This is a genomic window from Breoghania sp., assembly GCF_963674635.1.
In the GTDB taxonomy this organism is placed as follows: domain Bacteria; phylum Pseudomonadota; class Alphaproteobacteria; order Rhizobiales; family Stappiaceae; genus Breoghania.
This window is the reverse complement of record NZ_OY771475.1, coordinates 1,747,947-1,760,482: the sequence shown is the minus strand read 5'-3', so window position 1 is coordinate 1,760,482 and position 12,536 is coordinate 1,747,947. Positions and strand designations below refer to the sequence as shown.

The 12,536-nt window shown below is 61.7% G+C and carries 11 protein-coding genes; 3 read left to right on the top strand and 8 right to left on the bottom strand.

The genetic code is table 11. From position 1 onward, the window contains the following. Positions 1–68: 68 nt before the first annotated feature. The 4 genes from ABGM93_RS07765 to ABGM93_RS07750 all read right to left on the bottom strand — a co-directional run bounded on the left by ABGM93_RS07765 (position 69) and on the right by ABGM93_RS07750 (position 4,043). Positions 69–422, bottom strand: a complete 354-nt coding sequence (locus tag ABGM93_RS07765) for a carboxymuconolactone decarboxylase family protein (protein WP_319771908.1) — start codon at positions 420–422, stop codon at positions 69–71. 192 nt (positions 423–614) lie between these two features. Continuing rightward, positions 615–2,780, bottom strand: a complete 2,166-nt coding sequence (locus ABGM93_RS07760; protein ID WP_321505015.1) for a malate synthase G — start codon at positions 2,778–2,780, stop codon at positions 615–617. A gap of 133 nt (positions 2,781–2,913) precedes the next feature. Continuing rightward, the gene (locus ABGM93_RS07755; protein ID WP_321505013.1) at positions 2,914–3,744 is read right to left on the bottom strand and encodes a hypothetical protein; all 831 of its coding nucleotides are present in this window, start codon (positions 3,742–3,744) and stop codon (positions 2,914–2,916) included. Positions 3,745–3,854: 110 nt separating this feature from the next. After that, positions 3,855–4,043: a hypothetical protein gene (locus ABGM93_RS07750; RefSeq protein ID WP_321505011.1), complete on the bottom strand. Its 189-nt coding sequence runs from the start codon at positions 4,041–4,043 to the stop codon at positions 3,855–3,857. Positions 4,044–4,232: 189 nt separating this feature from the next. Between ABGM93_RS07750 and ABGM93_RS07745 the strand changes: the two genes are divergently transcribed. After that, positions 4,233–6,212 carry an acyltransferase family protein gene (locus ABGM93_RS07745; RefSeq protein WP_321505009.1) on the top strand — a complete coding sequence of 660 codons (1,980 nt, stop codon included), beginning with the start codon at positions 4,233–4,235 and terminating at the stop codon, positions 6,210–6,212. 9 nt (positions 6,213–6,221) lie between these two features. On the opposite strand, the gene ABGM93_RS07740 is transcribed toward ABGM93_RS07745, so the two are convergent. Beyond that, positions 6,222–7,799, bottom strand: coding sequence for a peptide chain release factor 3 (locus tag ABGM93_RS07740; protein WP_321505007.1), 1,578 nt, complete (start codon positions 7,797–7,799; stop codon positions 6,222–6,224). Between the two features lie 161 nt (positions 7,800–7,960). After that, on the bottom strand, positions 7,961–9,316 hold the full coding sequence (locus tag ABGM93_RS07735; RefSeq protein WP_321505005.1) for an FAD-dependent oxidoreductase: 1,356 nt from the start codon (positions 9,314–9,316) through the stop codon (positions 7,961–7,963). 276 nt (positions 9,317–9,592) lie between these two features. On the opposite strand from ABGM93_RS07735, the gene dusA reads away from it, so the two are divergent. After that, positions 9,593–10,588, top strand: coding sequence for a tRNA dihydrouridine(20/20a) synthase DusA (gene dusA, locus ABGM93_RS07730; protein WP_321505003.1), 996 nt, complete (start codon positions 9,593–9,595; stop codon positions 10,586–10,588). A 104-nt stretch (positions 10,589–10,692) separates the two neighbouring features. Continuing rightward, positions 10,693–11,523 carry a sulfite exporter TauE/SafE family protein gene (locus tag ABGM93_RS07725; protein ID WP_319771900.1) on the top strand — a complete coding sequence of 277 codons (831 nt, stop codon included), beginning with the start codon at positions 10,693–10,695 and terminating at the stop codon, positions 11,521–11,523. A 14-nt stretch (positions 11,524–11,537) separates the two neighbouring features. Here ABGM93_RS07725 and ABGM93_RS07720 read toward each other — a convergent pair whose 3' ends face one another. Both ABGM93_RS07720 and ABGM93_RS07715 read right to left on the bottom strand, forming a co-directional pair. Beyond that, positions 11,538–12,263: a TIGR02281 family clan AA aspartic protease gene (locus ABGM93_RS07720; RefSeq protein WP_321505001.1), complete on the bottom strand. Its 726-nt coding sequence runs from the start codon at positions 12,261–12,263 to the stop codon at positions 11,538–11,540. Beyond that, positions 12,260–12,454 carry a DUF1289 domain-containing protein gene (locus ABGM93_RS07715; protein ID WP_321335992.1) on the bottom strand — a complete coding sequence of 65 codons (195 nt, stop codon included), beginning with the start codon at positions 12,452–12,454 and terminating at the stop codon, positions 12,260–12,262. The genes ABGM93_RS07720 and ABGM93_RS07715 overlap by 4 nt, the downstream gene beginning before the upstream one ends. Positions 12,455–12,536: the final 82 nt, after the last annotated feature.

Here is a 12,536-nt window from a genome sequence, read left to right as displayed (position 1 = left end):
TCTCGGCTGGCATGCTCTCCGGGCTTCACGCGCATGGGAGGAGGCGCGAAGGGGGGGCGCAGCTTCTGCTATTCCTTGGCGCCGCCGAACTGTTCCCACGCGTCCATGGCCTGCGCGGAATACATCAGCGATGGCCCACCGCCCATATAGATGGCAATCCCCAGCATCTCCTCATATTCCTGCCGCGTTGCGCCGAGCTTCACCAGATTGCGGCTGTGGAAGCCGATACAGCCGTCGCAACGCAGCGCGATGGCAATGCCCATCGCGATCAGCTCCTTGGTCTTCTCGTCCAGGGCGCCGGCTGCTTCTGCGCCATCGACCATCTTGCGGAAGCCGGCCATCGTTTCCGGGATTTCCTTGGAAAGGACCTTGACCTGCTTGGAGATGGCTGCCGTGAGATCGGGATACGGGGTGGTTCCCATTTATCTGCTCCTTGTGAATCTCGCCTTGGGCGTATGCCCATTTGAGCGCACGCACGGTACGACACTGTTGCGTTTAGTCAAATCTGTCAGTGCATTTGGGGCATCGAATGGAAAAAGGCCGGAGCGGACGCCCCGGCCTTGTCATTTGAGGGGAGCGAATGGCGCCCCGTCACATGGTCTCGCCAGCCAGCCTCAGCCGCGTTGCGCCTTCAGCTCCAGCCTGCGCGCATGAAGCACGGGCTCGGTATAGCCGGAAGGCTGCTCGCGGCCCTTGAAGACCAGATCGCAGGCTGCCTTGAAGGCGATGCCGTCAAAGCCCGGCGCCATCGGCACATAGGCTGGATCGCCCGCATTCTGACGGTCCACAACTTCCGCCATGCGCTTCATCGTATCCATCACCTCGCTTTCGGTGACGACACCATGATGCAGCCAGTTGGCGATGTGCTGGGAGGAAATGCGGCAGGTCGCGCGGTCTTCCATCAGGCCGACATCATTGATGTCGGGAACCTTGGAACAACCGACGCCCTGGTCGACCCAGCGCACGACGTAGCCCAGAATGCCCTGCGCGTTGTTCTCTACCTCGGCCTTCAGGTCGTCATGCGACCAGGTCGGGCGTTCGGCCACCGGAATGGTCAGGATATCATCGAGCGAGGCGCGGCTGCGGCTCGCGATCTCCGCCTGCCGAGCCTTCACATCCACCTTGTGATAGTGGGTGGCGTGCAGGGTGGCCGCGGTCGGCGAGGGAACCCAGGCGCAATTCGCGCCCGCTTGCGGATGACCGATCTTCTGCTCCAGCATGGCGTTCATGAGATCCGGCATGGCCCACATGCCCTTGCCGATCTGGGCCCGGCCGCGCAGCCCACAGGCAATGCCGATATCGACGTTCCAGTCCTCATAGGCCTTGATCCAGGGCAGGGCCTTCATGTCGCCCTTGCGCACCATCGGGCCCGCTTCCATGGAGGTGTGGATCTCGTCGCCCGTGCGGTCGAGGAAGCCGGTATTGATGAAGGCGACACGGGACCTGGCGGCATTGATGCAGCCCTTGAGGTTCACCGTCGTGCGGCGTTCTTCGTCCATGATGCCGACCTTGACCGTGTTCTGCTCAAGGCCAAGGAACTCTTCCACGCGGGTCAGCGTCTCGTCGGCAAAGGCAACCTCATCGGGGCCGTGCATCTTCGGCTTGACCAGATAGATGGAACCGGCGCGCGAATTGCCCGGGCCCTCTCCTTTAAGGTCGTGCATGGCGATCAGTGTGCTGATCGCGGCGTCCATCAGACCCTCAAAGGCTTCCGCATCGTTCTGGTCCAGAATGGCGGGATTGGTCATCAGGTGGCCGACATTGCGGCTCAGCATCAGCGAACGGCCATGAAGCGTCACCGTTCCCTCGCCATCGGGTGCGGTATAGGTACGGTCCGCGTTCAGCTTCCGGGTGAAAGTCTTGCCGCCCTTGGAAACCTCTTCCGCCAGATCGCCCTTCATCAGGCCGAGCCAGTTGCGGTAGGCCTGAACCTTGTCTTCCGCATCGACGGCGGCGACCGAATCCTCAAAATCCATGATTGTGGAAACGGCCGCTTCCATGATCATGTCTGCGACACCGGCCTTGTCGGTCTCGCCAATCGGGTTGGACCGGTCGATGACCAGTTCGATATGCAGCGCATTGTTGACCAGAAGCACCGCTTCCGGCGCATCCGCGGCCCCGCGATAGCCTGCAAACGCCTCCTCGGTCTTCAGCCCGGTGGTGGAGCCATCCTCAAGGGTTGCAACGAGATTGCCTTTTGTGATCGCATAGCCGGTGACGTCGGCATGGGAGCCTTCCGAAAGCGGCGCTGCTTCGTCAAGGAAGGCCTTGGCCCATGCTATGACCCGTTGGCCGCGCGCGGCGTCATAGCCCTGTCCGCTCGGCAGATCGCCCATCGCATCGGTGCCGTAAAGCGCGTCATAAAGCGACCCCCAGCGGGCATTGGCGGCATTCAGGGCATAGCGGGCATTGGTGATGGGCACGACAAGCTGCGGGCCCGCGATGGTGGTGAATTCCTCATCGACCTTGCTGGTGTCGATCGTGAAATCCGGCACTTCCGGCAACAGGTAGCCGATCTCGGCGAGGAACTTCTTGTATTCCTGGAAGTCCATCGGACGCCCGCGGCGCGTCTTGTGCCACTCGTCGATCTGCCCCTGAAGCTCCTCGCGGCGTTCCAGCAACGCGCGGTTTTTCGGGCCGAGCTCATTGATGAGCGCCCCAAGGCCATCCCAGAACTGCGCCGAGGCGACATCGGTGCCGGGCAGGGCTTCCGATTCGATGAAGTCATAGAGTTCCTTGGCAACCTTCAGGCCGGATATCTCAACGCGCGTCGCCGTCATTGTGCTTTCCTGTCCTTTTCAGTTCCGGGGCACGGGCATGCTCCGTACATTTGTCGCCTTCAATAGCAGGGATGCGGGTTCGGCTCAAAAGCATGCTTGGGAAAAGATGTGTTTCCCAAGTGAGAGGGAACGGTCAGCGCGGAGAGGGCAAAGCTGGGTCAGCAATCTGGATATGGATATGATCGTCGTGGCGCGCGGCCCGACATCCCTGGAAGCCAAGGTCCGGCGATTGCACGTTCAATCGATGCGCCAGATGCGGTTCGACGAAGACCCTCTGTAACCCATAGTCATCGGCATTGTCGAAGAGCCAGACGAGGGCATGACGCGTCCGCGCTTCATCGAGACGCAGGTCCGGCCACAACGGTTGTAGCCAGTCCATGTCCCAACGAAGGCTCAGCAGCCTGCTTTCCGGGCACGATATCGGCGCGCCCGGCGTCGGGTGTTCGAAGCCCCAGTATCCGAGCGGCGATTTTGTCGCTCCGGGCAGATAATCACCGTCCGGGCTTCGGTAATAGAAGGCCAGATCGAGCTTCCGCCCATCCTTGTGCGACAGATGGGGGAGAAGCGGAAAACCGTCCCAAAAGGGCAGGTTTGCATCCAGGAACAGTGTCGTCGTGCCGGGATAGGCGGTTGCTACGTCTCGCGAGAGCGCATCGAGCAGGTCTGCCATCCGCGGTACGACATAGTTGCGATTGAGCAGGCAGAACAGCGGGGTAGCCGCGGTATAGTCGCGGTCACCCTTGGCGAGGCAGGGAAGGGCAACACGCCCGCCTCGTGCTGCGAGGGGCGGGACGACAAATGCGGTCAAGGCCCCGTACAAAGCGATGAAGACGGTGCTGGCGATCATCGCCCGCCAGACGGTGGATGCGCGACGCAATCTCGGCAACCGCATCGCAAGCAGCGTCACGACTAGCACCAGGCCGCCGATCTGGGTGAGTGCTGTCAGGACGAGGAACGCAAACAAAAAACCGATAATCCGTATGTTCGCCTCGTCCCGACCCCACCTCCGTTTGCGGCAAGCTCAATCCTGAGCCCACCACCGTCTGAAGTGGCTTGTCGTGTGCTCCAAATGCTCTAGGCCACCATGTCCTTCTGGTAGTCCTTGACGTCGGTGAACCGGATGTCCGGGTTCCGGTCCTTCTCGTAATTGAGCATGAAGCCGCTCGTTACCATGAAGACCGGCGAGCCGTCGAGATCGGCGGCCATGGCGGAGCGGTTCTTGTTCATGAACTTGTCGAGCGTTGCCGCATCATCCGCAACCACTCAGCGACACGCCTCGAAACACGTGTGCCCGGACGATTGCTTCCCCATGGGGGGGCCGCAACAGCAGGCTCCTTGGCGATGGGCAATGCAATACATAGAACCTGGATACATGCTAATAGCAGGCCGGTGTTCGACTCAGTGGGGCAAGAGAAGGCGAAACGGATGCTTTCTCTGGAAGGGTAATCGTCTTTGTCGTCTGGATCCAGCGGGCTTGCCCGGGCTTATCGCATTGAAATCGATGGACTGCGCAGCCTTGCAGTCCTCCCGGTAATCCTTCTTCACGCGGGCTTTGACCTCTTTGGCGGCGGGTTTGTCGGTGTCGACGTGTTCTTCGTCATCAGCGGATTTCTGATCGCCGGGATCATAATCCGCGATCTGGAGGCGGGCCGCTTCTCGCTTGTTGATTTCTATATCCGCCGTGCCCGGCGTATCCTGCCCGCGCTCACTCTTGTCTTGCTCGTGACCGTGCCCTTCGCCTGGGCCTGGCTTGTGCCGCCGGATTTGGAGGAATACGGCAAGAGCACGGTTGCCGTTACCACCTTTACCTCGAACTTTTTCTTCCTGAAGAAGAGCGGCTATTTCGATTCCATCGGTGAATTGAAGCCACTTCTGCACACGTGGAGCCTGGCGGTCGAAGAGCAGTACTACATCGTCTTCCCGCTCTTCATGCTTCTGTTCTGGCAGCGTTCGCGGCGCGTTGCGCTCGTCTTGCTGACCGTCATCGCACTCGCAAGCCTCGCCTTGGCGCAGGCTTTGACCGTTATCGATCCCACAGCGGGGTTCTTTCTGCCCTTCACGCGCGTATGGGAACTCCTGATCGGTGTCTTCACGGCCATTCTGATTCACCGGCGGGGCGGTGAGGGCACAAATGGGCCCGCGGCGCTGATTGGCCTCTTGATGATCGTCGCGGCGGTTTTTCTCTATGGAGAGAATACGCCGTTTCCCAGCATCTATGCCCTTTTGCCTACTGTGGGGGCGGCGCTTGTTCTTTTCTGTACAGGGCCGGGCACCATCGCATTTTCCATTTTGTCCAGCCGGATCCCGGTTCTGATCGGCCGCATCAGCTACAGCGCCTATCTCTGGCACCAGCCGCTTTTTGCCTTCATGCGCTACCGGTTCCCGGAAGAGGCAGGGCCCGGTGCGATGCTTGCTCTTTCTGCTGCTTCATTGGGGCTTGCCTATCTGACGGTTCGGTTCGTGGAAAATCCTTTCCGCGAACGTGGGCGTATCCATATCGGCTTTGTTGTCGGCGGGGCCATAGCGTCGGTCACTGTCTTCGCCATAGGCAGCGGGTTCATCCGCTTTCACGACGGCTATCCATCGCGGTTGTCACCGGCTCAACAGAAGATAGTTGAATACAAGAACTATCCGCGCGGAAAGTTCTATCGTTCCGGCGAGTGCTTTGTTGGACGCAAAGAAAGCGATGCTTTCGGTCGGTTGGCGCCAAACTGTGCACCACTTATTGCGTCGGACGGCACATCCGCCACATTGTTGTGGGGGGATTCTCATGCAGCTGCGCTCTATTGGGGATTGCAGAATCTGGTCCCGGATCTCGGCCAGTTCACGATGAGTGCCTGCCCACCTTTGCCTGGCGTAGATATTCCCAGAAACCCCTATTGCAGGTCGTTCAATGACGCGGTGATGAAATGGATACGCCGCAATCCGCCGCGGACCATCTTTTTGATGGGCAATTGGCGAGACGTCGATGAAAAAGGCGTGTTCCAAACGGAGGCAATGCTTGAAACGGTCAGGACGTTGAAGGGCATCAACCCGGACATGCGCATTGTCGTCGTCGGGTCCGTGCCGCACTGGCTGCCGGATCTGCCCATGCAGATGTTGAGATACAAGATCTCGCTACGCAAAGCGCAACGGCTGGAGATACTGACCTTGCCAGCTCTGCAGGAGATTGACCGCAAACTGCGCGAGCAGGTGGAAGAGGCCGGAGACGGCGCGATCTTCGTCAGCCTGCTCGATCAGCTATGTTCGGGAAAAGAATGCACCGCGATCGTGTCCGATCCGTTGCATGAAGGGCAGTTCGAGCCTCTCGCGTGGGATGTTGCGCATCTTACCGCGGGAGGCTCTCAACGGGCTGCCGACATTATTGCGGATGCAATTGGCGGCCTTGGAATTCTCGCCAGTCCTCAAGGGGATCTGCGCGAAGCACGATAGTCATTCCCCTCAGGCCACCATGTCCTTCTGGTAGTCCTTGACGTCGGTGAACCGGATGTCCGGGTTCCGGTCCTTCTCGTAATTGAGCATGAAGCCGCTCGTTGCCATAAAGACCGGCGAGCCGTCGAGATCGGCGGCCATGGCGGAGCGGTTCTTGTTCATGAACTTGTCGAGTGCTGCCTGATCGTCGGAGGCCACCCAGCGGCAGGCCTCAAAGCGCGCAGGCTCGAACGCGATGGGCAGGCCGTATTCCGTCTTCATCCGCTCAACCAGAACGTCGAGCTGCAGCGCGCCAACCACGCCGACAAGTGCCGGTGACCCGTCATGCGGAGTGAAGACCTGCACCACGCCTTCTTCGGCCAGCTGCTGCAGCGCTTCCTTCATCTTCTTGGCCTTCATCGCGTCCTTCAAGGAAACGCGACGCAGGATTTCCGGCGCAAAGCTCGGCACACCTCGGAAGACGACATTTTCTCCCTCCGTCAGCGTGTCACCGATCCTGAGCGTGCCATGGTTGGGAATGCCCACCACGTCGCCCGCAAACGCCTCTTCCGCCAGCGAGCGGTCCTGCGCGAAGAAGAACTGCGGCGTATGCAGACTAATTGTCTTGCCCGTACGCGAAAGCCGCGCTTTCATGCCGCGCGTGAGCTTGCCCGATACCACGCGCATGAAGGCGATGCGGTCGCGGTGGTTGGGGTCCATGTTCGCCTGGATCTTGAAGACGAAGCCGGTCATCTTCGGCTCTTCCGGCTCGATGAAACGGGCATCGGAAGGCTGTCCGCGCGGCGTCGGCGCGATTTCCGCCAGAAGGTTGATCAGATCGCGCACGCCGAAATTGCGCAGCGCAGATCCCCAAAGCACCGGCGAAAGGTGCCCCTCGCGGAAGGACTGGAGGTCGAAAGGCTTGCAGCCGACCTGCGCCAGCTCCAGTTCCTCAAGCATCTGCTCGCGGTCGCCGTCCGGCAGAAGGGCGGCCACCTTCGCGTCATCCGCACCGGAAACGGGAAGGCCGTCCACCTGCTCGTCAAGCTCGCGGATGGTGTTGGCGCGAAGATCATAGGTGCCTGCAAACGAGCGGCCCCGGCCGATGGGCCATGTCACGGGCGCAAGGTCCAGCGCCAGCGTCTGCTCGATCTCGTCGAGGAGGGCGAAGGGATCCTGGCTCTCACGGTCGAGCTTGTTGATGAAGGTTACGATCGGAATGTCGCGCAGGCGGCACACCTCGAACAGCTTCAGTGTGCGCGCTTCGATACCCTTCGCCGCGTCGATCACCATGATCGCGCTGTCGACGGCCGACAGTGTGCGGTAGGTGTCTTCGGAGAAGTCCTCGTGGCCCGGCGTATCGAGAAGATTGAAGACGCAATCGGCATATTCGAACGTCATGACCGAGGTCATGACCGAAATGCCGCGTTCCGCCTCGATGTTCATCCAGTCGGACCGGGTGGCGCGGCGGTTGCGCTTGGCCTTCACTTCGCCTGCAAGCTGGATCGCGCCGCCGAACAGCAGCAGCTTTTCGGTGAGCGTCGTTTTACCGGCGTCCGGGTGCGAGATGATGGCGAAGGTACGCCTGCGGGAGACGGGATTTGTCATGTCGGCCGTTTTTTAAGGTGCTTGTTTCCGCGCGCAATGCGTGAAGCGCCGTGCTTGGCGCAAAATGCGGGCGCTTGTCAAATGGGAAGCGAAGGTTGCGCGATCAATGCCGCCGGATGAGCCCATGGCCCTGTATCCGGAAAGGGGCTCTATGCGTCCGATCAGATCACTTCATCGCACAGCGTATACCACTGGTAGGCCGCCTTCAGATAGGTCTTGCGCAAGGCGGGGAAGGGAAAACGCCTGAGCGGCCCGCGTGCGACCGCCGGAATGTCATTACGCGTGATCGCGCCCGCCGCCAGATCCGCCACGTTCGCCCCGCTGAGCGAGCCCATGGCAACACCGTTGCCGTGATAGGCGAGGGCGGCGAACGCATCGGGCGCTCCGTCGAGCGGCCCGACATAGGGATTGAGGCTCGCCGCCATGCACACGAAGCCCGACCATACATGTGTGACATCGACCTCCCGCCATGCCGGGAACATGCGATGGAAGTCGGTCAGGATCTCTTTGCGGGTCTCGGCATCCTTTTCAGGCGTCGTGTCTGTGCCGCCGCGCATGCCGAAGAGAAACCGTCCATCCGGCATGAGCCGGAAATAATGGAGGAGCCGGCGGCTGTCATAGCTCATGAGAGGTGAGGTCCACCCTTGGGCCGCCTGTTCGGCAACCGTCAACGGACGGGTGACGAGGACCGAGGAGAGCAGCGGAAGCAGCCGCCCGGAAAGCGCCTTGCCCGGCGCGCCCGGCACCTCTTCCTGAAGGTATCCATTGGTGGCCATGATCAGTTTGCGGGCCGTCAGGGTGCCATTCGATGTGACCAGTCGCCAGCGGTCCCCCTCACGGGTGATGGAGGTGACCTGGCTGTTGGCGAAAATCCGAGCGCCCGCTGCGCTGGCTGCGCGGACAAGGCCGAGGGCATATTTCAAGGGATTGAGCGCGAAGCCCTGATCAAGCTGCGCCCCGCCGAAGAATTCCGGCCCCGCCACGCCCATTTCCGCCAGATCGTTGCGCGAATGCAGCGTCGTCTCCACACCGAATGTCTTGCGCAGAAAGGCCGCCTCGTCCTCCAGTTCGCGCATCGCCTTTGGCCGGTGCGCGAGGCACAACTCGCCGTCGGAATGGGTTTCCGCCTCGATGTCATGGGCAGTCAGAAGCTCCGCCACATGATCGATGGAGCGGCGCTGGTAATCGAGAAAGCCTGCAGCCCCGCTCTGACCGAACTTCCGCGCCAGCTCTCCAAGAGAATGTTTGGACCCACCGACGCAGCAAAATCCGCCATTGCGGCCGGATGCGCCCCAGCCGATATCTCCGCCTTCCAGCAGGGCGACATCGGCGCCATGTGCGCCTGCAAGCTGCAAGGCCGCGTTCAGCCCCGTATAGCCGCCGCCCAGTACGGCGAAATCAGCCACCGCGTCGCCTTCCAGGGCCGGATAGACATGTTCCTGCATGGGAACGGTCGTTTCCCAGTAGGAGCCGACGGGCCTGGTGTGATCATAGGCATGGGGGGAGTAAAGCGGCATGACGGTTTCCGGTGAACACGAACGCGAGGCTGATGGCACCATTGTGGTGCGGCTCATTCTCGTATGACAGTCTGCTGGCGAAGATAGCCCCGCCTGTCCTGATTTTCGAGGCCGCAGGCGTTGCTGCGCCAAGTTGCCCACGGTTGCGAAGCGTTCCCGTCGTTGCGTCGGGTCTCAGGCGGCAAAAGGCTGGCGGATGAGGCCGGGTGAGGGATCGCACTCTTGCAATCCGGGCTTAGTTGCGCTCTAGGGTGTGCCGCGAAACACGAGGCTGGAATGGCGAAATACCAAGCTCACAAATGCGCCGTTGCGCCCATGATGGACTGGACCGACAGGCATTGCCGGGTCTTTCATCGTCAGCTCACCCGGCGCACCCTGCTCTATACGGAAATGGTCACGAGCCCGGCGGTCATCCACGGCGATCGCCAGCGCCTGCTCGGCTTTTCCGATATCGAACACCCGATCGCCTGCCAGCTCGGCGGCTCGGAACCGGAGGAACTCGCCAAGGCCGCGCGCATCGTCGAGGACTGGGGCTATGACGAGGTGAACCTCAATGTCGGCTGCCCCTCCGATCGCGTGCAGTCGGGTCGCTTCGGGGCGTGCCTGATGCTGGAGCCGGATCTGGTTGCCGAATGCGTGGCCGCGATGAAGCGGGTTGTCTCCATTCCCGTCACCGTCAAATGCCGCATCGGCGTTGACGAACAGGACCCGGAACCCGCCCTCGATGCCCTGGCCGATGCGGTGGTTGCCGCTGACGTCGATGCGTTGTGGGTTCATGCCCGCAAGGCGTGGCTGAAGGGGCTGAGCCCCAAGGAAAACCGGGATATCCCGCCGCTCGATTATGACCGCGTCTACCGCCTGAAGGCGCGGCTTCCCCATGTCTGGATCGGTATCAATGGCGGCATCGCCACGCTCGATGAGGCGGAGGCGCATCTCGCGCATGTCGATGGCGTGATGATGGGGCGCGCCGCCTATCACGATCCGGGCGTTTTGGGAGACGTGGACCGCAGGCTCTATGGAGAGGATGCCCCCGTATCCGACCCCTATCACGCGGTTGAAACTTTCATGCCCTATGTCGAGGGTGAACTCGCGCGCGGCGCGCGTCTCAATCAGATCACGCGGCATATTCTCGGGCTGTTTCAAGGCGTTCCGGGCGCACGCCAATGGCGGCGCACTCTTTCTGAAGAGGCAGTGAAACCCGGCGCAGGGCTAGAGGTCGTGCGTGCAGCACTCGACAGTATCAACCGTGTGGCGCTGGACATGCAGGCCTAGATCGTCCACAGAGTGACGCAGGGAGATGGTGCGGAGGAACCCTTACGGTCAATCGCGGGGGATGCGCCATCTGGACGTTTCGCGCGTCCATTGGGGGGATTGTCATGACTGAGAGTATCGACTGGGGGTACATGCTTGCCCTCGCGGCCACGCTTGCGGCGTCCGGTGCGGTCGCCGGGTTTCTGGCCGGCGTTTTTGGCATTGGCGGCGGTGCGGTTCTGGTGCCGACCCTCTACCAGTTCCTGACCATCTTCGGCGTCGATCCCTCAGTCTGCATGCATATCTCGATCGCGACCTCGCTCGGCATCGTGGTGCCCACCTCCATCCGCTCCTTCATGGCGCACAGGGCGCGCGGTGCGGTGGATATCGCGCTTTTGAGAAGCTGGATCATCCCGGTGCCTGCGGGCGCGATCATCGCCAGCTTTGTCGCGGCCTATGTCTCGGGCGCGGAACTGAAGGGCATCTTCGCCTTCGTGGCGCTCATCATCGCCATCCGCATGCTCTTCAACCGCGAAAGCTGGCGGATCGGAAACGAAATCCCCGGCAATCCGGTGCGCGCGATCTGCGGGGCGCTGATGGGCTTCTTCTCCACCATGATGGGCGTCGGTGGCGGCGTCATGAACAACACCTTCATGACGCTTTTCGGCCGCCCGATCCATCAGGCGGTTGCGACGTCCTCGGGCGTCGGTATCCTGATTTCGATCCCCGGCACCATCGGTCTGATCATCGCAGGCTGGGGCGAGCCAGAGCTTCCGCCGTTCTCTCTGGGCTATATCAACCTGCTCGGCGTGGCGTTGGTCATTCCGGTCACCTTCTTTGCCGCGCCGGTGGGTGTCCGCGTGGCCCATGCGTTGCCCAAGCGGGTGCTGGAAATCTGCTTCGGCGTTTTCCTGCTGACGGTTTCGGCCCGCTTTGCGTGGAGCCTGTGGGGCTGAGCTTGTCTCTGCGGTCAGGGGACGAGGATCATCCGACCGCCCTCAACGCGCCATGAGGAAAAGCGATCAAGCGCGTTCATGCCGAACAGGCTGGTGTCGAGCATGCCGTCGCGGGCCACGAAGGCGCGCAGGTTGGTGAGCGAGGCGCCTGCGATATTCAGGCGTGAGATCCGAACCGGGGCTACCTGCGAACGCCCGTTGGCGGTGGAGACAACCGCGCCAAAATGCAGGCTGTTCACATCGATCCCGGCGGCGCGGGCATCGCGGGCCGAGAGCGTCACCATGCTCGCGCCGGTATCGACCAGAAAGCGCACCGATGCGCCGTTTACCGTGGCATCCACCACGTAGTGACCGGACCGGTCACGCGCCAGCGCCACGGTGCCGTCGCCCTGTTCCACCGCCATGCCAGGCATCAGGGAGCCCATCACCCGGTAGGCCATGTCCTCCAGTTCGTAGCGCATGGAATACCCGGCGATGAGGACAAGCCCCAACCCGCCCCACAGGATGACCGCGTTGAGGATCTCGCCCAGTCGCGGCCGGGCAAAAATCATGCTGGCCCCTAGGACAAGGCCGATGATTGCGAGCTTCACGAAGGCCGGCCCCGAGCGGTCCAGCGTTACGTCGGTGACTTCCGCCGGGTCCCAGAAGGCAAAGAAATAGATGGCAGAGCCCGCGATGATGGCGGCGAGCACGAGAAGCATGAGCAACCGGAGGAAATTGCCCGGGCCGGGACGGTTCATGCGCCGATCCCTTCCATCTTCGCCAGTCTCTCCGGCAACACCGCCATGATCCGGTCGCGTTCGGCGTCGCTCATGCGGATCCAGCCTGCGATCTCCTCGCGAGAGCGCCCGCAGCCCCGGCACAGCCCGCTTTCCGGCGCCAGGGAGCAGACGGAGGTGCAGGGGGTCTTGATGGCGGTTTTCAAAGGCATTCCGGCTCCTTGTCGCACCCGTCACTCGGGTGATGCGGCCCACCAAAGATAAGTCCGGCAGCCGTCAAGGCAAGCATCCTCA

What these genes read in the sequence shown, in the direction of transcription:
- ABGM93_RS07765 (WP_319771908.1), bottom strand. Translation starts at nt 422, where the DNA reads ATGGGAACCACCCCGTATCCCGATCTCACGGCAGCCATCTCCAAGCAG.
- ABGM93_RS07760 (WP_321505015.1), bottom strand. Translation starts at nt 2,780, where the DNA reads ATGACGGCGACGCGCGTTGAGATATCCGGCCTGAAGGTTGCCAAGGAA.
- ABGM93_RS07740 (WP_321505007.1), bottom strand. Translation starts at nt 7,799, where the DNA reads ATGACAAATCCCGTCTCCCGCAGGCGTACCTTCGCCATCATCTCGCAC.
- ABGM93_RS07735 (WP_321505005.1), bottom strand. Translation starts at nt 9,316, where the DNA reads ATGCCGCTTTACTCCCCCCATGCCTATGATCACACCAGGCCCGTCGGC.
- dusA (WP_321505003.1), top strand. Translation starts at nt 9,593, where the DNA reads ATGGCGAAATACCAAGCTCACAAATGCGCCGTTGCGCCCATGATGGAC.
- ABGM93_RS07725 (WP_319771900.1), top strand. Translation starts at nt 10,693, where the DNA reads ATGACTGAGAGTATCGACTGGGGGTACATGCTTGCCCTCGCGGCCACG.
- ABGM93_RS07720 (WP_321505001.1), bottom strand. Translation starts at nt 12,263, where the DNA reads ATGAACCGTCCCGGCCCGGGCAATTTCCTCCGGTTGCTCATGCTTCTC.
- ABGM93_RS07715 (WP_321335992.1), bottom strand. Translation starts at nt 12,454, where the DNA reads ATGCCTTTGAAAACCGCCATCAAGACCCCCTGCACCTCCGTCTGCTCC.